This window comes from Streptomyces mirabilis (assembly GCF_039503195.1).
Lineage (GTDB): Bacteria > Actinomycetota > Actinomycetes > Streptomycetales > Streptomycetaceae > Streptomyces > Streptomyces mirabilis_D.
This window is the reverse complement of the sequence record NZ_JBCJKP010000001.1, coordinates 5,467,968-5,490,846: the sequence shown is the minus strand read 5'-3', so window position 1 is coordinate 5,490,846 and position 22,879 is coordinate 5,467,968. Positions and strand designations below refer to the sequence as shown.

At 69.9% G+C, this 22,879-nt stretch carries 17 protein-coding genes and 1 pseudogene; 9 read left to right on the top strand and 9 right to left on the bottom strand.

Features of this window, described 5'->3' with window-relative positions; translation table 11 throughout:
* Positions 1 to 120 precede the first annotated feature (120 nt).
* The 3 genes from AAFF41_RS25385 to AAFF41_RS25375 all read left to right on the top strand — a co-directional run bounded on the left by AAFF41_RS25385 (position 121) and on the right by AAFF41_RS25375 (position 4,317).
* Positions 121 to 1,806, top strand: a complete 1,686-nt coding sequence (locus AAFF41_RS25385) for a VWA domain-containing protein (protein WP_319752640.1) — start codon at positions 121 to 123, stop codon at positions 1,804 to 1,806.
* 180 nt (positions 1,807 to 1,986) lie between these two features.
* Positions 1,987 to 3,711: a methionine--tRNA ligase gene (gene metG / locus AAFF41_RS25380; RefSeq protein ID WP_319752641.1), complete on the top strand. Its 1,725-nt coding sequence runs from the start codon at positions 1,987 to 1,989 to the stop codon at positions 3,709 to 3,711.
* Positions 3,712 to 3,840: 129 nt separating this feature from the next.
* The gene (locus tag AAFF41_RS25375; RefSeq protein WP_319752642.1) at positions 3,841 to 4,317 is read left to right on the top strand and encodes a hypothetical protein; all 477 of its coding nucleotides are present in this window, start codon (positions 3,841 to 3,843) and stop codon (positions 4,315 to 4,317) included.
* A 223-nt stretch (positions 4,318 to 4,540) separates the two neighbouring features.
* On the opposite strand, the gene AAFF41_RS25370 is transcribed toward AAFF41_RS25375, so the two are convergent.
* The gene (locus AAFF41_RS25370) at positions 4,541 to 5,884 is read right to left on the bottom strand and encodes a pectate lyase family protein (RefSeq protein ID WP_319752643.1); all 1,344 of its coding nucleotides are present in this window, start codon (positions 5,882 to 5,884) and stop codon (positions 4,541 to 4,543) included.
* Positions 5,885 to 6,194: 310 nt separating this feature from the next.
* On the bottom strand, positions 6,195 to 7,028 hold the full coding sequence (locus AAFF41_RS25365; protein ID WP_343324668.1) for a helix-turn-helix domain-containing protein: 834 nt from the start codon (positions 7,026 to 7,028) through the stop codon (positions 6,195 to 6,197).
* Between the two features lie 169 nt (positions 7,029 to 7,197).
* Between AAFF41_RS25365 and AAFF41_RS25360 the strand changes: the two genes are divergently transcribed.
* The gene (locus AAFF41_RS25360; RefSeq protein WP_343324667.1) at positions 7,198 to 7,923 is read left to right on the top strand and encodes an alpha/beta fold hydrolase; all 726 of its coding nucleotides are present in this window, start codon (positions 7,198 to 7,200) and stop codon (positions 7,921 to 7,923) included.
* 119 nt (positions 7,924 to 8,042) lie between these two features.
* Here the strand turns inward: AAFF41_RS25360 and AAFF41_RS25355 are convergent.
* Both AAFF41_RS25355 and aspS read right to left on the bottom strand, forming a co-directional pair.
* Positions 8,043 to 8,279, bottom strand: a pseudogene (locus tag AAFF41_RS25355) (dioxygenase); the annotation flags it as partial.
* A gap of 142 nt (positions 8,280 to 8,421) precedes the next feature.
* Entirely contained in the window at positions 8,422 to 10,185 is a 1,764-nt protein-coding gene (gene aspS, locus AAFF41_RS25350) for an aspartate--tRNA ligase (protein WP_319752645.1), read from the bottom strand.
* Positions 10,186 to 10,358: 173 nt separating this feature from the next.
* Here aspS and AAFF41_RS25345 point away from each other — a divergent pair, with 173 nt between their 5' ends.
* A complete protein-coding gene (locus AAFF41_RS25345; RefSeq protein WP_319752646.1) occupies positions 10,359 to 12,590 on the top strand; it encodes an ATP-binding SpoIIE family protein phosphatase in 2,232 nt (743 codons plus the stop codon).
* Here the strand turns inward: AAFF41_RS25345 and AAFF41_RS25340 are convergent.
* The 3 genes from AAFF41_RS25340 to AAFF41_RS25330 form a co-directional block, all read right to left on the bottom strand.
* Positions 12,479 to 13,606, bottom strand: coding sequence for an AI-2E family transporter (locus AAFF41_RS25340; protein WP_319752647.1), 1,128 nt, complete (start codon positions 13,604 to 13,606; stop codon positions 12,479 to 12,481). The genes AAFF41_RS25345 and AAFF41_RS25340 overlap by 112 nt on opposite strands.
* A gap of 169 nt (positions 13,607 to 13,775) precedes the next feature.
* The gene (locus AAFF41_RS25335; RefSeq protein WP_054234174.1) at positions 13,776 to 14,747 is read right to left on the bottom strand and encodes a pirin family protein; all 972 of its coding nucleotides are present in this window, start codon (positions 14,745 to 14,747) and stop codon (positions 13,776 to 13,778) included.
* A gap of 164 nt (positions 14,748 to 14,911) precedes the next feature.
* Entirely contained in the window at positions 14,912 to 15,376 is a 465-nt protein-coding gene (locus tag AAFF41_RS25330; RefSeq protein ID WP_054234175.1) for an SseB family protein, read from the bottom strand.
* Between the two features lie 143 nt (positions 15,377 to 15,519).
* Here AAFF41_RS25330 and AAFF41_RS25325 point away from each other — a divergent pair, with 143 nt between their 5' ends.
* From AAFF41_RS25325 to AAFF41_RS25315, 3 genes are all read left to right on the top strand, one after another.
* Positions 15,520 to 17,346 carry an acyl-CoA dehydrogenase gene (locus AAFF41_RS25325; RefSeq protein ID WP_143655353.1) on the top strand — a complete coding sequence of 609 codons (1,827 nt, stop codon included), beginning with the start codon at positions 15,520 to 15,522 and terminating at the stop codon, positions 17,344 to 17,346.
* A 322-nt stretch (positions 17,347 to 17,668) separates the two neighbouring features.
* Positions 17,669 to 19,033, top strand: coding sequence for a M18 family aminopeptidase (locus tag AAFF41_RS25320; protein WP_319752649.1), 1,365 nt, complete (start codon positions 17,669 to 17,671; stop codon positions 19,031 to 19,033).
* 77 nt (positions 19,034 to 19,110) lie between these two features.
* Positions 19,111 to 19,344: a hypothetical protein gene (locus tag AAFF41_RS25315; protein ID WP_319752650.1), complete on the top strand. Its 234-nt coding sequence runs from the start codon at positions 19,111 to 19,113 to the stop codon at positions 19,342 to 19,344.
* Positions 19,345 to 19,368: 24 nt separating this feature from the next.
* Here the strand turns inward: AAFF41_RS25315 and AAFF41_RS25310 are convergent, their stop codons facing one another.
* Positions 19,369 to 21,210: a thioredoxin-like domain-containing protein gene (locus tag AAFF41_RS25310; protein WP_319752651.1), complete on the bottom strand. Its 1,842-nt coding sequence runs from the start codon at positions 21,208 to 21,210 to the stop codon at positions 19,369 to 19,371.
* A 30-nt stretch (positions 21,211 to 21,240) separates the two neighbouring features.
* Positions 21,241 to 21,672, bottom strand: coding sequence for a cupin domain-containing protein (locus AAFF41_RS25305; protein WP_097285492.1), 432 nt, complete (start codon positions 21,670 to 21,672; stop codon positions 21,241 to 21,243).
* A 52-nt stretch (positions 21,673 to 21,724) separates the two neighbouring features.
* Here AAFF41_RS25305 and AAFF41_RS25300 point away from each other — a divergent pair, with 52 nt between their 5' ends.
* Positions 21,725 to 22,777, top strand: coding sequence for a GlxA family transcriptional regulator (locus tag AAFF41_RS25300; protein WP_319752652.1), 1,053 nt, complete (start codon positions 21,725 to 21,727; stop codon positions 22,775 to 22,777).
* The last annotated feature ends 102 nt before the right edge of the window (positions 22,778 to 22,879 follow it).

Sequence of the window (22,879 nt, the reverse complement as noted above, 5' to 3'; positions counted from 1 at the left end):
CTTGACACCGCTACCTGTCGGTACCCGACCCTGCCCAAGATCGCCGAAGACGGCCGCTAACCTTACGTGTCCGTCCTGGCCAGGGATTGACGGCTTCACCTCATGCGAAGGGTTGCGCACATGGGCATTCTCACTCTCCTGCGGAACGCGTTCGGCCGCTCACGCAAGGGGCGTGACGCCGACGCGGAGACCTCGCCGACGGAGGCCACGGCCCCCACGGTCCCGGCCCCGGCCACCGAGCCGGAGCCCACGCCGGCTCCCGCTCAGGAGGCCGAGCCAAAGATCCCCGCACCTTCGTCGGAACCGTCCGTGGTGGACGAGCTGGTGTCGGCGGCCTTCGACAACGTCACGGTCCCCAAGCCGGCGGAGCCGGTACTGGAGGAGAAGACGACCGAGGAAACGAAGGAGACGGCGGAGAAGGCCGAGACGGAGCCGACTCCGGCTGCCGCTTCCGCTTCTCCTCCCGCTTCGATTCCGTCTCCGGCTCCGGATCCCGAGCCGGTGACCACGGCCGAGGTCGAGGTTCCGGCCGAGCCTGAGGTCAAGGTTCCGGCCGAGCCTGAGGTCGAGGCAGAGCCAGAGGCCGAGGCCGTGGTGGAGGCGCCCGCGCCCGAGCCGGAACCCGAGCCCGTGGTCGAATCGGAGCCGGTCGTCGAAGCCCCCGAGGCGTCCGCCCCGGAACCCGAGCCCGTGGCCGAAGAGGTTCCCGAGCCCGTGGCGGAGGAGGTCTCCGAGCCCGAGCCGGAACCCGTCACCGAAGAAGCCCCCGCGCCCGCCGCCGAGGAGACCCCGGAACCGGTCGCCGCGGAGGCCTCCGAGCCCGTGGCCGAAGAGGCTCCCGAGCCCGCCGCGGCGGAGCCCTCGGAGCCGGTCGCCGAGGAAACCCCCGCCCCGGTCACCACCGAGATCACCCCCGCCCAACCGGTCACCGAACCGGTCGCAGCCTCGGCCGACGAGCCGACGGCCGACTCCGTCGACGTGCCGACGGACGAGCCGGTGCTCGACTCGACGGACGAGCCCGTCGCCGCCGACGGCGATCAGCCGCAGGCGGGGTCACCCGCAGCCGACGACGAGAGCGTCACGGGTGGTGCGGCTGGGGAAGAAGACCCGGCCGAAGGCGAAGCCGAGGCCGGAACGGCCGGCAGCCCCGCCACCCCCCTCACCCACGTGAAGACCCACGCCCCCGACCTCGCCACCGCCTACCAGGAAGCAGGAACGGCCCTCGCGAAGAGGGACCTCACCGGCGCCCGGGCCAAGGTCTACCTCGTCCTCGACCGCTCCGCGTCCATGCGCGCGTACTACAAGGACGGCTCCGCCCAGGCCCTCGGCGAGCAGGCCCTCGCCCTCGCCGCCCACCTCGACCCCGAGGCCAAGGTCCAGGTCGTCTTCTTCTCCACCGAACTGGACGGCACCGGCGAGCTCACCCTCCCCGAGCACGAGAACAAGATCGACGACCTCCACGCCGGTCTCGGCCGCATGGGACGTACGAGCTACCACATCGCGGTGGAAGAAGTCGTCACGCACCACCAGAAGTCCGGCACCACCGACCCGGCCCTGGTGATCTTCCAGACGGACGGCGCCCCGGACGCCAAGACCCCCGCGACCCAGTCCCTCACGGACGCGGCGAAGGACCACCCCACCGTGTTCTTCTCGTTCGTCGCGTTCGGTGAGCACGACAACAAGGCCTTCGACTACCTCCGCAAGCTGAAGACCGACAACACGGCCTTCTTCCACGCGGGCCCGACCCCGCGCGAACTGACCGACGCGGAGGTCTACGAGGGCGTACTGGAGAACTGGCGCCCGTAGCACCCCGTAGGTCCGACAAGAACAACCCGAGGCCGCCCGTTTCCCACCCCTTGAAAAGGGAAACGGGCGGCCCACCCATGTCGGCTACGATTTCAAGGTTCGCAAGACGACCGACGGTACGACCAGCACCGACGATCGTCACCCCACGTAACGACACGTAACGACTTGGGAGCAGCCGCGATGGCTCGACACCTCATCACCAGCGCCCTTCCGTACATCAACGGGATCAAGCACCTGGGCAACATGGTGGGGTCCATGCTCCCGGCGGACGTGTACTCCCGGTACCTCCGCCAGCGCGGCCACGACGTCCTCTACATCTGCGCGACGGACGAGCACGGCACCCCGGCCGAGCTGGCGGCCAAGGAGCAGGGTCTGCCGGTCGACGAGTTCTGCGCACAGGCGCACGACGCGCAGAAGGCGGTGTACGACGGCTTCGAGCTGGCCTTCGACTACTTCGGCCGCAGCTCCAGCCCGCAGAACCGCGACATCACCCAGCACTTCGCGCGCCGCCTGAACGAGAACGGCTTCATCGAGGAGCGCGCGATCCGCCAGGTGTACTCGCCGGCGGACGGCCGCTTCCTCCCGGACCGCTACGTGGAGGGCACCTGCCCCCACTGCGGCTACGACAAGGCCCGGGGCGACCAGTGCGAGAACTGCACCCGCGTGCTGGACCCGACCGACCTGATCAACCCGCGCAGCGCGATCTCCGGCTCGACGGACCTGGAGGTCCGCGAGACCAAGCACCTCTTCCTCCTCCAGTCGAAGCTCCAGAGCGAGGTCTCGGAGTGGGTGGCACGCCACGAGCACGAGTGGCCGCAGCTCGCCTCCTCCATCGCCCGCAAGTGGCTGACGGAGGGCCTGCACGACCGGGCGATCACCCGTGACCTGGACTGGGGCGTCCCGGTCCCGGCCGACACCTGGCCGGAGCTGGCGGCGGAGGGCAAGGTCTTCTACGTCTGGTTCGACGCGCCGATCGAGTACATCGGGGCGACGAAGGAGTGGTCGGACCAGGACCCGGAGAACCGCGACTGGAGGTCGTGGTGGTACGAGGCGGACTCCGGCGAGAACCCGGTCCGCTACACGGAGTTCATGGCCAAGGACAACGTCCCCTTCCACACCGTCATGTTCCCGGCCACCGAGCTGGGCGTGCGCGAGCCGTGGAAGAAGGTCGACTACGTCAAGGCCTTCAACTGGCTGACGTACTACGGCGGGAAGTTCTCCACGTCCCAGAAGCGCGGTGTCTTCACCGACCACGCGCTGGACATCCTGCCCGCGGACTACTGGCGCTACTTCCTGATCGCCAACGCCCCCGAGTCGGACGACTCGTCCTTCACCTGGGAGCACTTCACCGCCACGGTGAACAAGGACCTGGCCGACACCCTCGGCAACTTCGTCAACCGCGTCCTGTCCTTCTCCAAGAAGCGCTTCGGCGAGGAGGTCCCGGCGGGCTCCGCGGCGGGCGAGGCGGAGGCGAAGCTCGGCGAGGAGATCGCGGGCCTGCTGGCCGAGTACGAGACCCAGATGGAGGCCCTCCAGTTCCGCAAGGCCGCGGCGGCGCTGCGCGCCCTGTGGTCGGCGGGCAACTCCTACCTGGAGGAGAAGGCCCCCTGGCTGGAGATCAAGACCGACCCGGACGGCGCGGCCCTGACCCTGCGCACGGCGATGAACCTGATCCACCTCTACTCGGTGGTCTCGGAGCCCTTCATCCCCGCGTCCTCCCGCGCGATGCGCTCGGCGTTCGCGCTGCCGGACGACACGGCGGCGTGGGTTTCGGCGGACGAGGCGAGGTCCCTGTCCTCCGTCCCCGCGGGAACCCCCTTCACGGTTCCCCCGGTCCTGTTCGCCAAGATCACGGACGAGGACCTGGAGTCGTACAAGGAGCGCTTCGGCGGCGCACCGGAGTAGGGACGGCGTAGGGAGGGGCCCGGCACCGAAACGGTGCCGGGCCCCTCCCTTTCCCGTCCTCCGTCTCACTCCTCGGCCGGAAACCGACCCCGCTGGTGACATGCTCTTGACCACCCGTATGGTTTCGCCATGGCAGTCCCTCCGGTCATCCCGATCGCCTACGAGCCGAAGTCCCGCACCGAGAGCATCGGTCGCTACGCGGACGGGCAGTTCCTGGCGTCGATCACCTACGCCTTCCCCGAGGGCTACCGTCCCGACGATGGCTGGGAACAGCACAAACGCCTCTACACGGTGCTGCACACCTTCGACGCCGAGGGCCGCTACCGCGACTCGGAGATCTGGTGCGCGGGCACCTGGGCCGAACAGCAACTGGCGCCGGACGGACCGGACTCGGTGCTCTCCCGGGCCAGGGCCCATCTGGCGAAACTCCTGCGGAGCCTGCCCCGCCGCTCCTACACGGACATCGCGATCCGCCCCTTCCAACGCACCGTCGACGGCGTCCTGTTCGGCCTGGTGATCAGGGAGGACGAGGAGGAGGCCTGGGCCGAGCTCTACCCGGACCGTCTCGCGTTCGCCGAGCCGTGGAACGGCCGGTACGACACCTGAGCCGCGCGGCGCCCCCCTTCCCCACCCTGTGCCGCAAGGCCGACCTGGTGGCCCGCGACACCGCCGGAAAGTTCTGGCGCCTGAACGGAAACGGCGTCGGTTTCTTCGGCGGCCGTACGCAGATCGGCACGGGCTGGGGGGCTGCACGTCCCTGCCCTGAGCCTTCGACGTCGGCGAGGACACCCGGGGCCTACCGCCCCGGGCGCCCTTGCCGTGTCCTGACCTAGTTGGTCAGAACCGCACCGGTGGTGGTGGCCAGCTCGGTCGGCAGGTTCTTCGCGGAGGACTGGACCCCGGCGTTCAGGGTCGGCGTCCAGTTCACCGTCGTCTTCAGCTTCTTCGAGTTCGCGGCGTTGTACGCGGCGACGAGGTCGGTCGAGGTGCCGTTGACGAGGTTGCCGCCGCCGGCGATCGAGCCGGTGCCGTCGCCGCTGAGCAGCTTGGAGATCTTCCCGCCCGTCGGGACCTTCCAGTAGTTGTCCTCGGCGACGACCTGGGCCTTGGCACGGGAGTTGATGCTGTAGAGGGGCGCGTACCCGTTGACGGTCGTGGTGTCGAAGTAGTTGTTGTAGAGGTGCACCTGCCCGATCCGGGTCAGGGGAGCCCTCTGAACGATCCCCTTCCACACGTTGTGGTGGATGGAGACGCGCAGCTTGCCGACGCTGTCGGTGTCGCTGCTGCCGATCAGCATGGTCTTGTCGTGGTTGGTGAACTGGTTGCGCTCGACGGTCACCAGGTCCGAGCCCTTGGTGATGTCGAGGTCACCGTCGTGGATCTGGTACTCGCGGCCGTAGTACTTCGGGTTGGCGCTGTCGAAGTGCGACGCGTCGGTGAAGGTGTTGTGGTCGGCCCACACGTGCGTCGCGCCGCGCAGGGTGACGGCGTCGTACTGGGAGTTCCAGTTGCCGCTGTCGCCGTCGGTCGGGTCCCACTGCGGGAAGCAGTCCTCGGTGGCGGAGAAGGTCAGATTGCGGATGATGACGTTGTCGACGCTCTGCACCTGCAGGCTGCCACCGGTGATCCCGGCCTTGGTGCCCGGCACGCCCACGATGGTGGTGTTGGCGGGCACCTTGAAGACGATGTTCTTCGCCTGCTTCTGCTGCGCGGCGTCGCGGGCCTTCTCCTGCGTGCCGGAGGGCAGCTTGGAGGTGCCGTACGTGGCCGGCTCGTAGGCCTTCAGATAGGCGGCCAGCGCATACCCGGTACCGGCGGAGTAGTCGGCGCAGCTCAGCTTCCTGCCCGAGTCGTCGGTGTTGGCGTCGATGACGCCCTTGACCTGAATGATCTTCGGCGTGGAGTTGTCCGCCTTGCCCAGTGCCTTCACCAGCTGGGCGCGGGTGCTGACGGTGTAGACGTGCGAGGAGTCGGCCTGCGAGCCGCCGGTCGTCCCGGACCCGGATGCCGCCCAGCCGTCCTTGGCGGGCAGCACCTGGTGCGCGAGGTCGACCGTACCCGCGTTCGCGTTCATCACGAACGCGACGGCGCCGAGGCCCGCGGCCGTGACGGCGGCGGAAACAATGACGACGCGACGCTTGCGGAGGGACCTGCGGTGCGAGGGGGATGCCACGGATGAGTCCTTACGTGGTTGTGGAGCACGGTGCTTCTGACTCACCAGTGGCCGCGGAGACCGGGAAGGTTGCCGGTCTTTTCAACTCGCCGGACAGGTCTGCGGTTAGCCGTTCGAGGAGGCACCCGTGCGGATGCCTGAGCCACCACTGTGCGAACACCTGGGGATGGGGCCGTCAACGGGACGTCAGAAACATCATCGGCACCGGCAAGTACGTCCGGTGCGAACTGGCCACTGCGGCGTGAACGTTTCGTCGACCCTCGAACCCCGGACAAGGAAACCCTGTAGGCCCTGTCCAGCGGGACGTCGTTCAGGAGACAGCCGGTGTCCGTGCGGCGGAGGCGAGCAGGAGGAGTTTTTCGGCGCTGTCGGTGCCCGGGTCCGGGTGGTAGATGACAAGCGTCTGTCCTGCCGTTCCGTCGATGCCCAGCCGCTCCCGGTTCAGCCGCAGGCCACCGACCTGGGGGTGGTCGATGTGCTTGGGTGAGCCTTCGCACGCCTCCACGTCGTGGCGGGCCCAGAGCCGGCTGAAGCGGGGGCTGGCGAGGCAGAGTTCGCCGACGAGCTCGATGAATCGGGGATCGTCGATGTCCGTGCCGACGGACTCGCGGAAGCCGGCGACCATGCCCCCGGCCGCGCTCTCCCAGTCCGGGTGGAGGGCCTGCTCGGCAGGGTCGAGGAACAGGGCCCGCAGCCGGTTGGCTCCCGCCACGAGGCGCGGTGACAGAGCCGTCGCCAGGGCGTTGGCGGCGAGGACGTCGAAGTAGCGGCCCTCGACCAGTGCGGGGAGCGGGAGCGTGGCGACGAGCTTGGCGATGCCCGGAGGAACGGTCTCCCTTCGGCGTCGGCGTCGGTGTCGTCGGGGTTTGTCGGCGCCGAGGCGCAGCAGGTACGCCGTCGCGGCGTCGTCCAGCCGCAGCACGCGGGCGAGGGACTCGAGGACCTGCACGGAGGGGTTGCGGTCCCGGCCCTGCTCCAGGCGCAGGTAGTAGTCGGCACTGATGCCGGCGAGCATCGCGACCTCTTCCCTGCGCAGACCCGGCACCCGCCGTACCCCCGAGACGGGGATGCCGACCTGTTCGGGAGTGACGAGCTCACGGCGGGCGCGCACGTACTCGCCCAACAGATTGGGGGCGTCGGTCATCTCCTCACTGTAATTCGGGCCGTCGCGCGCGTGCCTGGTCCTGTCACCCCCAGGATCGCGGGGGCCCTGGCTCGGCCCCATCCCCGGCGGCAGCCTTCAACGCGACCGAGCCCGACCACACCGCCGTCGCCCTCACCACCGGTACCGACGGCGCGCAAGGAGCGAAACCATGTCAACGTATCTGCTGGTACACGGTGCCTGGCACAGCGGAGAGTGCTGGGAGCGGGTGGTCCCGTTGCTGGCGTCGGCCGGACACCGGGTGTTCGCGCCGTCCCTGACCGGCTACGGCGACACGTCGCATCTGCTCGGCCCCGAGGTGGGGCTCGACACACACGTCGACGACGTCGTCGAACTGATCGTCGAGGAAGACCTCACCGAGGTGGTCCTCGTGGGACACAGCTACGCCGGGCTGGTCATCTCGTCCGCGGCCAACCAGGTCCCGGACCGGATCGCGCGGTTGGTCTACCTCGACGCGATGGTCCCCGAGGACGGCGAGAGCGCGGCCGACGTCCTCCCCCTGACCCAGGCCCTGATCGACCTCGCCGTGCGGTCCGACAGCGGCTGGCGGGTTCCGCCGCTGCCCGAGATGCCGCCGCCCTCGGGTCTGTTCGGGGTCACCGACCCGGCGGATGTCGCCTGGCTGCGCACGATGCTGTCCGATCAGCCGGTGCGCTGCCTCCAACAACCGGTCCGACTGGACAACCCGGCCGTGAACACGATCCCGCGGACGCACATCCACTGCACGGTGGGCAAGCCGGAGGGCCTCGCCCGGCGGCCCGTCCCCGCGACACAGCCCAACGGCACGCCGGCGCAGGTGTGGGAACTGGCGACCGGCCACGACTGCATGGTCACCATGCCGGTCGAGCTCACCGAACTGCTGCTCAAGCTCGGCTGACCCGCTCCTCCCGCGCCGACGGCCCGACGGGCCCGGAACCATGTTCCGGGCCGGGTCGAGCGAGCTGATGCGTCAGCTCGCCGAGTACTCCACCAACACCGCCACGCTCACCGAGGACAGATCTTGTCCGCGTCGATGTAGTAAGGGCCCTCGGTGGTCTCCGAGGTGAGGGTGTAGCACGTCTCCGACGCCGTGGCGGAAGAGGAGGCAGAGGCGTCCGCCGTGGTTTCGCCCGCGAACGCGTTCACGGCGAGTCCGCCGCCCGCGCCCACGGCCGCGACAGCCGCGCCACCTGCGACGACGACTTTGCGTCGCGTCATGTTCCGCTTGTGCGCCGGGTCTTGTTTCTCAGTCATGTGCAGGGACGCTGGGGACGCCGCCTGTCAGCACCATGGGTGCGGACTGTGGTTTTGCGTGGACACGCAAAAGTGGCTCGGAACCGGCGGCGGTTCCGAGCCACTGAGGCAGGGACGGGTACCTGGAATTCCCCTGCGAGGACTACTTCGGCTGCGGCTTGCGCACCGAGAGGTGCAGCTCGCGCAGCCGCGCCTCGTCCAGCTCCGTCGGCGCGCCCATCATCAGGTCCTGCGCGTTGCCGTTGAGCGGGAACGCGATCGTCTCGCGGATGTTCGGCTCGTCCGCGAGGAGCATCACGATGCGGTCGACGCCCGGGGCGATACCGCCGTGCGGCGGGGCGCCGAAGCGGAAGGCACGCAGCATGCCGGCGAACTGCTCCTCGACGGTGTCACGGTCGTAGCCCGCGATCTCGAAGGCCTTCAGCATGATCTCGGGCTCGTGGTTGCGGATCGCGCCGGAGGACAGCTCGACGCCGTTGCAGACGATGTCGTACTGCCAGCCCAGGATGTCCAGCGGGTCCTGGGACTCCAGGGCCTCCAGGCCGCCCTGCGGCATCGAGAACGGGTTGTGCGAGAAGTCGATCTTCCCGGTGTCCTCGTCCTTCTCGTACATCGGGAAGTCGACGATCCAGCAGAACCGGAAGACGTTCTCCTCGAAGTTGCCCGAGCGCTTCGCGGCCTCGACCCGCACCGCGCCCATGATCTTCGAGACCTCGTCGAACTCGCCCGCGCCGAAGAACACCGCGTGGCCGGGGGCCAGGGAGAGGCGCTTGGTCAGCTCGGCGACGTTGTCCTCGGTGAGGAACTTGGCGATCGGGCCCGTCAGCGAGCCGTCCTCACCCACCCGGACCCAGGCCAGGCCCTTCGCACCCTGCTCGACCGCGTAGTCGCCGAGGCCGTCGAAGAACTTCCGGGTCTGACCGGCGACGTCCGGCACCGGCAGGGCGCGTACGTGCTTGCCGGCGAAGGCCTTGAACTCCGAGCCCTCGAAGATGTCGGTGATGTCGACCAGCTCCAGTTGGGCGCGCAGGTCCGGCTTGTCGGAGCCGTACTTCAGCATCGCCTCGCGGAACGGGATGCGCGGGAAGGGGGAGGTGACGTGACGGCCACCGCCGAACTCCTCGAACAGCTCCGTCATCAGCTTCTCGATGGGCTGGAAGACGTCCTCCTGCTCGACGAAGGACATCTCCACGTCGAGCTGGTAGAACTCGCCCGGCGAGCGGTCCGCGCGCGCGTCCTCGTCGCGGAAGCAGGGCGCGATCTGGAAGTAGCGGTCGAAGCCGGAGATCATGAGGAGCTGCTTGAACTGCTGCGGCGCCTGCGGCAGGGCGTAGAACTTGCCCGGGTTCAGACGGGAGGGGACCACGAAGTCGCGCGCGCCCTCGGGGGAGGTGGCGCTGAGGATCGGGGTCGCCATCTCGTTGAAGCCCAGCGCCGTCATCTTGTGACGGATCGCGGAGATCACGGCCGTACGCAGCAGGATGTTGCGGTGCATGCGCTCGCGGCGCAGGTCGAGGAAGCGGTACTCCAGGCGCCGCTCCTCGTTGACGCCGTCCTCGGCGTTGATCGTGAACGGCAGCGGGGCGGCGGCGCCGAGCAGCTCGACCTCGCTCACCTCGACCTCGATCTCGCCGGTGGGCAGGTCCGGGTTGACGTTCTCCGCGCCACGCGAGACGACCTTGCCGTCGACGCGGACCGTCGACTCCTTGGAGACCTTGTCGAGGGCCTCGTAGGCGGGCGTGCCGGGGCGGGCGACGAGCTGCGTGATGCCGTAGTGGTCGCGCAGATCGATGAAGAGGATGCCACCCAGGTCTCGGCGATTGTGCAGCCAGCCGCTCAGCCGGACGTCGCTGCCGACGTCAGAGGCGCGGAGCTCGCCGCAGGTGTGGGACCTGTACCGATGCATCGTCGTTCATCCAGTCTTCGCGGATCGGGGTCTGATTCACATGAGCTTGGGTCTGTTTCACGTGAAACTTCCGGGCCGACGCCCGGATCCCCCAAGGGTACCGGCCGCCCAAAGATCACCGCCCCGAATACTCTCGGTGGCACCTTCCGATCACCTCTTCATACAGTGGGTCAATGCGCACTGGTGAGCCCCTGCCCGCCGTGGGGGACGTACTGGCCGCCCTTGCGACCGGCGTGTGGCGCTGGGACAACGCACACGGGCAGGTCACCATCGACGCCGAGGCCGCCCGGCTCCTCGGGTTGCCCGCGGCAAGGGCGACGGTCACCGAGGTGGCCATGCGGTCCCGGTTCCACCCGGCCGACTGGAACGAGGTCGTCAGCGTCGTACAGCTCGCCATCGCCGAGGACACGCTCGCCGAGGTCCGGCTGCGGATCATGGACGAGCACGGGCGGGTGATCCGTACCGTGCGCAGCCGCTCCAAGCCGACCGTCGACCCCGAGACCAGGGAGTTCGTGCTGTTCGGCACCCTCCAGGAGGTCACCGAGACCTCGGGAGCCACCGCCGCGCGCACCCCGCTCACCGGCGACTGGCGCCGCTCGCGCGAGGCGTTCCTGCTGGACGCGGGGCGGGCGCTGGCCGAGGCGCGGTCCACGGCGGAGGTACTGCGGGTCGCGGCGGGCCTGTCGATGCCGGGGTTCACACCGGACGGGCTGGCCGTCTTCGGCGTGGACGGGGACCGGCTCACCGTCGTCGGTCACCACGGGCAGAAGCCGGGAGACGAGGGCCCCTTCACCCATATGTCCCTGGCCACCGACTACCCGGCCGCGGAGGTCGTCCGCACGGGCCGCGCCGTCTATCTCTCCTCCCCGAAGGACTACAAGGAGCGCTATCCGGTCTCCTGGCCGCTCGCCGAACACTTCGGGCGGGAGTCCTGGGCCTTTCTGCCGCTGACCGTCGCCGGGCGCACGATGGGCGCGTGGATGGCGGCCTTCACCTACCCCGTCAGCTTCACGCCCGACGAGCGTTCCGTGCTGACGACCGTGGCCCGGATGCTCGCGCAGGCCCTCTCCCGGGCCGTGGCCGCCGAGACGGAGCGGGAGCTCACCGACGGCCTGCAGCGCTCGATGATGCCCACCCTCGGTCCGCAGATGCCGGGCATGGGGGTCGCCGCACGCTATGTCCCCACCGGCGGCGGCCTCCAGGTCGGCGGCGACTGGTACGACGTGATCCCGCTGCCGAGCGGTCGCTTCGCCCTGGTCATCGGGGACGTCCAGGGCCACGACGTGCGCGCCGCCGGGCTGATGGGGCAGCTCCGTATCGCCCTGCGCGCGTACGCCTCCGAGGGCCACCGGCCCGACGCGGTCCTCTCCCGGGCCTCACGGTTTCTGTGCGGGATCACGGACTCGGTGACGTACGGCTCCACCGGCGAGAGCGGCGGCAACACCTCGGACCCGCGCTTCGCGACCTGCCTGTACGTCGAGGTGGACCCGGCGACCGGCATCCTGGACTTCGCCCGTGCGGGCCACCCGGACCCCGCGATACGCATGGCGGACGGCACGGTGCTGATACGGCCCACGGCGGGCGGACTGCCGCTCGGCATCGACCCGGACGCCGACTACCCCACGACCCGGCTCGCCCTGGAACCCGGCGAGACCATGCTGATCTGCACCGACGGGCTGATCGAGACCGGTGGCCACGACCTCGACACCGGATGGCGCCGTATCCGCCACATCCTGGAGTCCCACGACGGCGACATGGAGGAGCTCGCCGACGCGCTGGTCCAGGGCGTGCACGGGCCCTCCTCGCACCACACCCCGGGGCCGCTGGCCGACCGGCGCGAGGACGACATAGCCGTGCTGCTGCTGAGCCGGCAGGGCAAGGGGGGCGGCGACACGGTCGAGGTCCCGCTCTCGCCCTCGGTGCGGCGCACCGCGCTGACCGTGGCGCAGGCCGAGCCCGAGCGGATCTCGGGGGCCCGCCAGCAGCTGCGCGAGATGCTGCACGACTGGGCCTGCGACGACCAGCGCGACTCAGCGGTCCTCCTCGTCTCCGAGATGCTGACCAACGTCCTCGTCCACACCGACGCCGACGCGCTGCTCGTCGCCGAGGTGACCGGCGGTACGGACGACCGTCGGATGCGGGTCGAGGTCACCGACGCCAGCGACGACCTGCCGCACCGCCGCCACCCGGGCGAACTGGCGTCCTCCGGACGCGGGCTGATGCTCGTGGAATTCCTCGCCGACGCCTGGGGCGTCGACCCACGGGGCGAGGGCAAGAGCATCTGGTTCGAGTTCTACGAGGCGTCCGGTGGAGACGGGGACGCCGGTGGGGACGGGGACGGCGGTGGAGACGGGGACGGCGGTGGAGACGGGGACGGCGGTGAAGACGGGGACGGCGACTCGTAGTGGGTCCGTAGCTCCGCGAGGACCCCGAACCCGGCGGCGGTCAGCGGTACGGCGAGCAGCATGCCCAGGATGCCCGCGACGGACGCGCCCGCCGTGATCGCCAGCATCACCACCGCCGGATGCATCTGCACGGTCCGGCTCTGGATCATCGGCTGCAGCACATGCCCTTCGAGGACCTGCACGGCGAGTACGACCCCGAGCGCCCACAGCGCGATCACGAACCCCCGGTCGGCGAGCGCGACCAGCACCGCCACCGCGCCGGAGAGGAACGCGCCGAGGTAGGGGATGAACGCCCCCACGAAGACCAGCGCACCGAGCCCGACCGCGCCCGGGACGCGCAGGATCAGCAGGCCGATCGTGATGCACAGGGCGTCGATCAGGGCGATCACCGTGGTCCCGCGCATGAAGCCCTGGACGGCGTCGAAGGCGCGGCGGGCCATGGCCTCCACCGTGTCCGCGGTGCCGCGCGGCGCCAGCGAGCGCAGCAGCCCGGCGGTGCGGTGGGAGTCGCGGAGGAAGAAGAAGACGAGCAGCAGGGCCAGTACGGCCATGGCGATCGACTCGCCCACCACGCTCACGCCACTGATGACGTTGGACGCGGCCGTCCCGCCGAACTTGGTCAGCAGGTCCTTGGCATGGGCGGCGAGGTCGTCGAGGGAGGTGCCCGCCGCACCGAAGTGCTGGGCGACGGACCGCGCGGCCAGCCTGAGGGAGGCGATGATCTGGTCCCCGGTGTCGATGAGCGCGGCGACCACGATGTAGACGGCGCCGCCGACGACCACGACGACCGCGACACAGGTGAGCCCCGCTGCCAGCGACCGGTTGACCCCGACGTTCACCAGCTGCCGGTACATCGGCCCGAGCAGCGCGGTGCCGAGGAGCGCGAGCAGCACGGGCACGATCGCCGTACGGAACTCCCCGCACAGCCGGATCCCGACCCACGCCACACCGGCGACGAGCAGGATCACGGCGCACCAGGCGGCCAGCCGCCGGGCGCCCTCGGGGAGTAGCTGCACGTTTCCACCCGATCACGCGAGGGCCGGGCCGTCCCGCCGGGACGGCCCGGCCGGGTGATACGACATCAGCGCGAAAGGCCCCGCCCGACGGGCGAAAGGCCCCGTCCGGTGTACGGACGGGGCCTTTCGTGGTCGTGCGGAAGAGGGCCGGAAGGGGCCCGGGAAGGAATTACATCCCGCCCTCGGACATTCCGTGCACCGCCGGAACGGTGCCCAGACGGCCCTTCTGGAAGTCCTCGAAGGCCTGCTGCAGCTCCTCGCGGGTGTTCATCACGAAGGGGCCGTAGTGGGCCATGGGCTCGCGGATCGGCTGTCCGCCGAGCAGGACGACCTCGAGGTCCGGCGTGTTCGCGTCCTGCTTCTCGTCCGCGCGGACGGTCAGCGAGCCGCCCGCGCCGAAGACGGCGGTCTGGCCGGTGTGGACCGGCCGACGGCCCGTACCGACGCTGCCGCGTCCGGCGAGGACGTACGCGAGACCGTTGAAGTCCTCGCGCCACGGGAGGGTCATCTCGGCGCCGGGCGCCAGGGTCGCGTGGACCATGGTGATCGGCGTGTGCGTGATGCCGGGACCCTGGTGGCCGTCCAGCTCACCGGCGATGACGCGCAGCAGCGCGCCGCCGTCGGGAGTGCTCAGCAGCTGGACCGAGCCGCCGCGGATGTCCTGGTACCGGGGGGCCATCATCTTGTCCTTGGCCGGGAGGTTCACCCACAGCTGGAGGCCGTGGAAGAGGCCGCCGGACATGACGAGCGACTCCGGCGGGGCCTCGATGTGCAGGAGGCCGGCGCCCGCGGTCATCCACTGGGTGTCGCCGTTGGTGATGGTGCCGCCACCACCGTTGGAGTCCTGGTGGTCGAAGACGCCGTCGATGATGTACGTCACGGTCTCGAAGCCGCGGTGGGGGTGCCAGGGGGTGCCCTTGGGCTCGCCCGGCGCGTACTCCACCTCGCCCATCTGGTCCATCATGATGAACGGGTCGAGGTGGCGGTAGTTGATCCCGGCGAACGCACGGCGGACCGGGAAACCCTCGCCCTCGAAGCCGCTGGGCGCGGTCGTCACGGTGAGCACGGGACGGTCCACGGCGTCGGCCGGCGCGACCACACGGGGAAGGGTCAGCGGGTTCTCGACGGTCACTGCAGGCATGTCGGTACCTCCTTGTGCTTCGAGTTTAGTTGATTGTTGAACTTTCTGCCACCCACAACGACGGACGCCCGGAGGGCATTCCCTCCGGGCGTCCGGACTGTCGTAGGGGGTGGTCGCCACCCGTGGTGGTCGCCACCCGTGGTGGTCGCCACCCGTGGTGGGCGCTACCCGTACATACGGCGCATGGCGAAGTCCACCATCTGCTCCACGGCCTTCGCGTCGAAGACCATACGGTGCTCCCCCTCCATGTCGAGGACGAAGCCGTAGCCGGTGGGGAGCAGGTCGATCACCTCGGCGCCGGTGATCACGAAGTACTTGGACTCCTTGCCGGCGTACCGGCGCAGCTCCTTGAGCGAGGTGAACATCGGGATGACCGGCTGCTGGGTGTTGTGCAGCGCCAGGAATCCGGGGTTGTCGCCGCGCGGGCAGTAGACCTTCGACGTCGCGAAGACCTGCTGGAAGTCCTCTGCGGACATCGATCCCGTGGTGAACGCCCGGACCGCGTCCGCCAGCGAGGGCGGGGACGGCTCGGGGTAGAGCGGCGGCTGCTGGCCGTAACCGCCGGGCATCTGCTGCTGCGGCGGGGCGTACTGCTGCTGGGCGCCCGCATTCTGGTCGTAGCCGTACATGGGTCAAAGAGTAGTCGGCCACATATGGGCCATCAGGGGTTGATTCTTATTACCGACGGGTAGCATCATCGGAGCTACTTGCCAGTACGTGTAACGAGGCTGCGAGTACCTCCACCTCCCCGATCCCTTACGGAGCCGTCGCCATGGGGCACTACAAGTCGAATCTCCGCGACATCGAGTTCAACCTCTTCGAGGTGCTCGGGCGCGACAAGCTGTACGGCACCGGACCGTTCGCGGAGATGGACGTCGACACCGCCAAGAGCGTCCTCGACGAGCTGGCCCGTCTCTCGGAGAACGAGCTGGCGGACTCCTTCGCGGACGCCGACCGCAACCCGCCGGTCTTCGACCCGGAGACCAACACGGCTCCCGTACCGGCATCCTTCAAGAAGTCGTACAAGGCCTTCATGGACTCCGAGTACTGGCGCCTGGGCCTGCCCGAGGAGCTCGGCGGCACCACCTCGCCCCGCTCCCTGATCTGGGCGTACGCGGAGCTGGTGCTCGGCGCCAACCCGGCGGTCTGGATGTACTCCTCCGGCCCCGCCTTCGCGGGCATCCTCTTCGAGGAGGGCACCGAGGTCCAGAAGCACATCGCGAAGATCGCCGTGGACAAGCAGTGGGGCTCCACCATGGTGCTCACCGAGCCGGACGCCGGCTCGGACGTGGGCGCGGGCCGCACCAAGGCGGTCCAGCAGGAGGACGGCTCCTGGCACATCGAGGGCGTGAAGCGCTTCATCACGTCCGGTGAGCACGACATGTCGGAGAACATCCTCCACTACGTGCTCGCCCGTCCCGAGGGCGCCGGTCCCGGCACCAAGGGTCTGTCCCTCTTCCTCGTCCCGAAGTACGAGTTCGACTTCGAGACCGGCGAACTGGGCGAGCGCAACGGCGCGTACGCGACGAACGTCGAGCACAAGATGGGCCTCAAGGCCTCCAACACCTGCGAGATGACCTTCGGCGACCGCCACCCCGCCAAGGGCTGGCTGATCGGCGACAAGCACGACGGCATCCGCCAGATGTTCCGGATCATCGAGTTCGCCCGCATGATGGTCGGCACGAAGGCGATCTCCACGCTCTCGACCGGCTACCTGAACGCGCTGGAGTACGCCAAGGAGCGCGTCCAGGGCCCGGACCTCGCGAACTTCATGGACAAGACCGCGCCCAAGGTCACCATCACGCACCACCCGGACGTGCGCCGCTCGCTGATGACGCAGAAGGCGTACGCCGAGGGCATGCGCGCCCTGGTGCTGCACACCGCGGCGATCCAGGACGACATCCAGGTCAAGGAGGCCGCCGGCGAGGACACCGCCGCCCTGGAGGCCCTCAACGACCTGCTCCTGCCGATCGTGAAGGGCTACGGCTCCGAGAAGGGCTACGAGCAGCTCGCCCAGTCGCTGCAGACCTTCGGCGGCTCCGGCTTCCTGCAGGAGTACCCGATCGAGCAGTACATCCGCGACGCCAAGATCGACACCCTGTACGAGGGCACGACCGCGATCCAGGGCCAGGACTTCTTCTTCCGGAAGATCGTCCGCAACCAGGGCGCGGCGCTGAACTCCCTCGCCGAGGACATCAAGAAGTTCCTGGCGCTCGGCACGGGCGGCGAGGACCTGTCGGCGGCCCGCGAGCAGCTCGCCAAGGCGGCCGTCGAGCTGGAGGCCATCGTCGGCCTCATGCTCACGGACCTGGCGGCCACCGAGCAGGACGTCAAGAACATCTACAAGGTCGGCCTCAACACCACCCGCCTGCTGCTGGCCTCCGGCGACGTCGTCGTCGGCTACCTGCTGCTGCGCGGTGCCGCAGTGGCCACCGAGAAGCTGGAGACGGCGACAGCGAAGGACAAGCCCTTCTACACCGGCAAGATCGCCGCGGCGAAGTTCTTCGCCGCCAACGTCCTGCCCGGCGTCACCGGCGCCCGCAAGCTCGCCGAGGGCGTGGACCTGGACCTGATGGAGCTGGACGAGGCGGCGTTCTGATCCTCGTGGTCTGATCTGATCCTCGTGGTCTGATCTGATCCTCGTGGTCTGAGGGCATCGCCGTCGGCGGCCCGTTCCCGGAGCGATTCTCCGGGGGCGGGCCGCCGTCGTATGCGGCCACAGGGGGCTCGCGGCGGGCCGCTCCTCGCACGGATTTCCCCCAAGGCCCCGCACGGATTTCCCGCATGGATTCGAAGACCACGGGCGCGGGGAGCGAAGCGGAATCTGCCCCTCCAGCCAGATGTCCGTCCTTCACATCCCCCTTACGAGGGGCCGTCCCCATCGCCGGGAGCGGGCCCTCGGGCGTCGTTAAGGTGAACCCATGAGCACAAGCGCCCGCTTCGACCGCGGCCACACCGACGACCTCATGACCTTTCTGGCGGCAAGCCCGACGCCGTACCACGCCGTGGCGAACGCCGCCGAGCGCCTGGAGAAGGCCGGATTCCGTCAGGTCGCCGAGACCGATGCCTGGGAGGGGACGAGCGGCGGCAAGTACGTGTTGCGCGGCGGCGCGATCGTCGCCTGGTACGTGCCCGAGGGCGCCGAGCCGCACACCCCGTTCCGGATCGTGGGCGCGCACACCGACTCCCCCAATCTGCGGGTGAAGCCGCAGCCGGACAGCGGGGCGCACGGCTGGCGCCAGGTCGCCGTGGAGATCTACGGCGGCCCGCTGCTGAACTCCTGGCTGGACCGGGACCTGGGGCTGGCGGGACGGCTGACGCTCAAGGACGGCTCCTCGCGTCTGGTGAACATCGACCGGCCCCTGCTGCGCGTGCCCCAGCTCGCCGTGCACCTCGACCGTTCCGTCTCCACCGACGGCCTCAAGCTCGACAAGCAGCGTCATCTGCAGCCCGTCTGGGGTCTGGGCGACCCCGGCGAGGGCGATCTGATCGCCTTCCTGGAGGAGGAGTCGGGGCTGGCGGCGGGCGAGGTCACCGGCTGGGACCTGATGACCCACTCCGTCGAGCGGCCCGCGTACCTGGGCCGCGACAAGGAGCTGACGGCCGGACCGCGCATGGACAACCTGCTGTCCCTGCACGCCGGTACGGCGGCGCTGATCGCGGCGGCGACGGGCGAGGGCTCCCCTTCCGGTTCCGGTTCGGGCTCCCCCTCCGGTTCAGATTCCGGTTCCGGCTCGGGTTCCGGTTCGCGGCTTTCGTACATCCCCGTCCTCGCGGCCTTCGACCACGAGGAGAACGGCTCGCAGAGCGACACCGGCGCCGACGGTCCGCTGCTGGGCGGCGTGCTCGAACGCTCGGTGTTCGCGCGGGGCGGCTCGTACGAGGACCGGGCGCGCGCCTTCGCGGGCACGATCTGTCTCTCCTCCGACACCGGCCACGCCGTCCACCCCAATTACGCGGAGCGGCACGACCCGACGCACCACCCGCGGGCCAACGGCGGCCCCATCCTCAAGGTGAACGTCAACAACCGCTACGCCACGGACGGTTCGGGCCGTGCGGTCTTCGCCGCCGCCTGCGCGAAGGCCGGCGTCCCCTTCCAGTCCTTCGTCTCCAACAACTCGATGCCCTGCGGCACCACCATCGGCCCGATCACCGCGGCCCGCCACGGCATCAGGACCGTCGACATCGGCGTGGCCATCCTCTCGATGCACAGCGCCCGCGAACTCTGCGGCGCTGACGACCCGTTCCTGCTGGCCAACGCGCTGGTGGCGTTCCTGGAGGGTTAGTTCCGCATACCCGGTGCGCCGCCGGGTACCCGGACCGGGCCGAGAGAAGCCGAGTTGGTTACAAGGAGGCGACACCCATGAGTCTGGGCGGATGCATCATCCTGATCGCAGCGGGGGCGGTCCTCACATTCGCGACCGACTGGCACATCAAGGGGGTCAACCTCGACCTGGTCGGCATCATCTTCATGATCGTCGGGCTGATCGGCGTGGTGACGTTCAGCAGCATCGCCAGGAGGCGCCGGGTGGTCATGCCGCCCAGCACCCCGGTGATCGAGGAGGAGCGGCACCACCGGGGCGACTACGGCGTGTAGCCCACGCCACGGAAGGGGGAACGGTCAGTCGGCCAGGCCCGCCAGCACCAGCGGCAGCCGGTCCGTACCACCCTCGGTGAGGCGGACCGGCACACCCCAGTCCTGCTGGTGGACATGGCAGGCCGGGTACTCGTTCGCCGGATCGTCGTCGCAGGACGCCGCCATCGCGGAGACATGCAGAACGCCCTCCGTGACCGCCGGGTTCAGCTCCAGGGCGCGGAAGAGATCGGTTCCCGCGCCCTCACCCGTGAGCAGCAGATCGGGCGGGGTCGAGGACACGAGCAGCCGGGTGGACGGCCCGTAGCGCGTGTCCAGCTTCTGGCCCGTCGGGGCCTCGAAGACGACGTCCAGCCGGAGCCCTCCCGAAGCGACCTCGGTCGCCGCGCGCTGGGTGCGGTGAGCCACCGACTCCACCCGCACGGCCTCCTCGGGAAGCCGCAGCCGGGTCAGCCGGTGTCGCGCCGACTCCACGACCACGATGTCGTCCCCGACGAGAACCGCGTCGCTGGGCTCCCTCACGTCGGTCGCCAGCGTGGTCACGTCGCCCGTCGCGGGGTCGTAGCGGCGCAGTGCGTGGTTGTAGGTGTCGCTGACCGCGACCGAGCCGTCGGGGAGGGCCGTGACACCCAACGGGTGCTGGAACAGGGCCTGTTCGGCGGCCCCGTCCCGATGTCCGAAGTCGAAAAGACCGGTGCCGACGGCGGTGTGCACGGTCCCGTCGAGGTCCACCCAGCGCAGGGCGCTCGTCTCGGAGTCGGCGAGCCAGAGCCGGTCCGCGGTGGCGGCGAGGCCGGACGGCTGCGCGAACCAGGCCTCGGCCCCCGGCCCGTCCACGAGCCCCTCGTTCGTCGTACCGGCGGCGACCCCGACGGTGGAGCCCTCCGGGTCGTACGCCCACAGCTGGTGCACCCCGGCCATGGCGATCCAGACCTTCCCACCGAACAGCGCCACGTCCCACGGCGAGGACAGGTCCACCTCGCGCGCCGGGCCGGACGTCGGCGAACCCTGCCACCACTGGCGTCCCGTCCCCGCGAGGGTGCTGACCTCGCCGGTCACGAGGTCCAGGCGGCGCAGCGCGTGGTTCACGGTGTCCGCGACGACGACCGAACCGTCGTCGAGCAGCGCCAGCCCCTGCGGCTCGCTGAACCCGGCCTCCTCGGCCGACCCGTCCACGAACCCCCGCACCCCGGAGCCGATCCGCCGTACCACGCTCTCCCCGTCGCCCTCCAGCTCGACGAGCTGGTGCCGGGTCGTGTCGCTGACCAGGAGGTTCCCGCTCGGCAGGGCGAGGGCCTTGCCGGGGAAGCGGAGCGCCGTGGGCTCGGGCTCGGGTGCCACGTACGGCCCGTCGCCGCGGCGCAACGTCCCCTTGGCCGCGTGCTCGGCCTCCAGCTCCTCCACCAGGCGGGCGATCGCGTGCGCGTGCCCCTCACCGGCGTGCTGCGCGACCACGTACCCCTCGGGGTCGATCACGACGAGCGTCGGCCAGGCACGCACGGCGTACTGCTTCCAGGTCGCGAGCTCGGGATCGTCGAGCACCGGGTGCTCGACCCCGTACCGCTCCACCGCGTCCACGACCGCCTGGTGCTCGGCCTCGTGCACGAACTTCGGCGAGTGCACCCCGATGATCACCACCGTGTCCCGGTGCTTCTCCTCCAGCTCCCGCAGCTCGTCCAGGACGTGCAGACAGTTGATGCAGCAGAAGGTCCAAAAATCGAGGATGACGATGCGTCCTCGCAGGTCGGCGAGGGTGTACTGGTGCTCTCCCGTGTTCAGCCAGCCGCCCTTGCCGATCAGCTCGGGGGCACGGACACGGGCGCGACGGGGGGTGGGTGCCGAGGCTGCGGTCGGGGCGGAGTCGTTCATGGAAACAAGGGTGCCACCCGCCACCGACAGTCAGGTCAGGGCATGCCCCGTGGTGGCGTCCACGTGGTCCGGGATCTCGTCGTGGCGGTCGCCGACGGTGACGGTCCCGGTGGGCTCGAAGAGCAGGATCGCGGCGCCGGTCGGGGCGGCCGGCCTGTGTTCGGTGCCGCGGGGGACGGTGAAGACGGAGCCCTTGGGCAGGACGACGGTCCGCTCGCCCGCCGTCTCCCGGAGCGCGATGGTCAGCTCGCCCTCCAGGACCAGGAAGAACTCGTCCGTGTGGTCGTGCACGTGCCACACGTGCTCGCCCTCGACCTTGGCGATGCGCACGTCGTAGTCGTTGACGGCGGTGACGATACGGGGACTCCAGAGGTCGGAGAAGGAGGCGAGGGCGGTGGAGAGGGCGACGGGCTCACCGCTGCTGTTCGAAGAGGTCGTGTGGGTGCTGCTCGAAGAGGCCATGGGGGCATCCTCGGCGGTGGTGCGGCAAGCACACGAGTGCTAGACATCGCACATGGCGCAAGAATCCTCTCACCGTGTCGTACTGATCGTCGACGAGAACTCGAACCCGTTCGAGATGAGCTGTGCCATCGAGATCTTCGGGCTGCCCCGGCCCGAACTGGGGCGGGAGTTGTACGACTTCCGGCTCTGCGCCGCCGGGCCGCGTACGCGGATGCGGGACGGCTTCTTCACGCTGACCGGAGTCGCCGGGCTGGAGGCGGCCGAGGAGGCGGACACGCTGATCGTGCCGAACCGGCCGGACACCGAGGTCCCGCGCTCACCCCGCGTGCTGGACGTCGTACGCCGGGCGCACGCGCGCGGCGCACGGCTCCTCGGCTTCTGCTCCGGCGCGTTCACCATCGCGGAGGCCGGGCTGCTGGACGGGCGGCGGGCGGCCTGCCACTGGATGTGGGCGGACTCCTTCCGGGCGCGTTTCCCGGCGGTGCGTCTGGAGCCGGACGTCCTCTTCGTGGACGACGGCGACATCCTCACGGCGTCCGGCAGCGCCTCGGCGCTCGACCTGGGACTGCATGTCGTACGGCGGGACCACGGCGCCGAGATCGCCAACGCGGTCAGCCGACGGCTCGTGTTCGCCGCGCACCGGGACGGAGGTCAGCGGCAGTTCGTGGAGCGGCCGGTGCCCGACGTGCCGGACGAGTCGCTCGGTCCGCTGCTCGCGTGGGCGCAGGAACGGCTGGGCGAGCCGCTGACGGTGGCGGACCTCGCGGCCCACGCGGCCGTCTCCCCCGCCACCCTCCACCGCCGTTTCCGAACCCAGCTGGGCACCACGCCACTGGCCTGGCTCACCGGGGAACGCGTCGCGGTCGCCTGCCGGTTGATCGAGCGGGGAGAGGAACGGCTGGACGTCGTGGCCGAGCGGAGCGGCCTGGGCACAGCGGCCAATCTACGGGCACGGCTGCGGCGGGAGACCGGGTTGAGCCCGTCGGCGTACCGGAGACGGTTCGGGCCGGCCCCTGGGGAAGCGATGACGCCCGGCCCCTTCGTGACCAAGGGGCCGGGCGCGGGTTCTCCTGCCTCAGGAGGACGGAGGGGGATCGGGCCGTGAAGTGGCCCGGGATCCGACCCGCTTGCCCCAGGCCCGTGACACCGCGCCTTCGGAGGGGGTGAACTCGTGATGATCTTGCGGTTCCCGGGAACCGGTAACGGT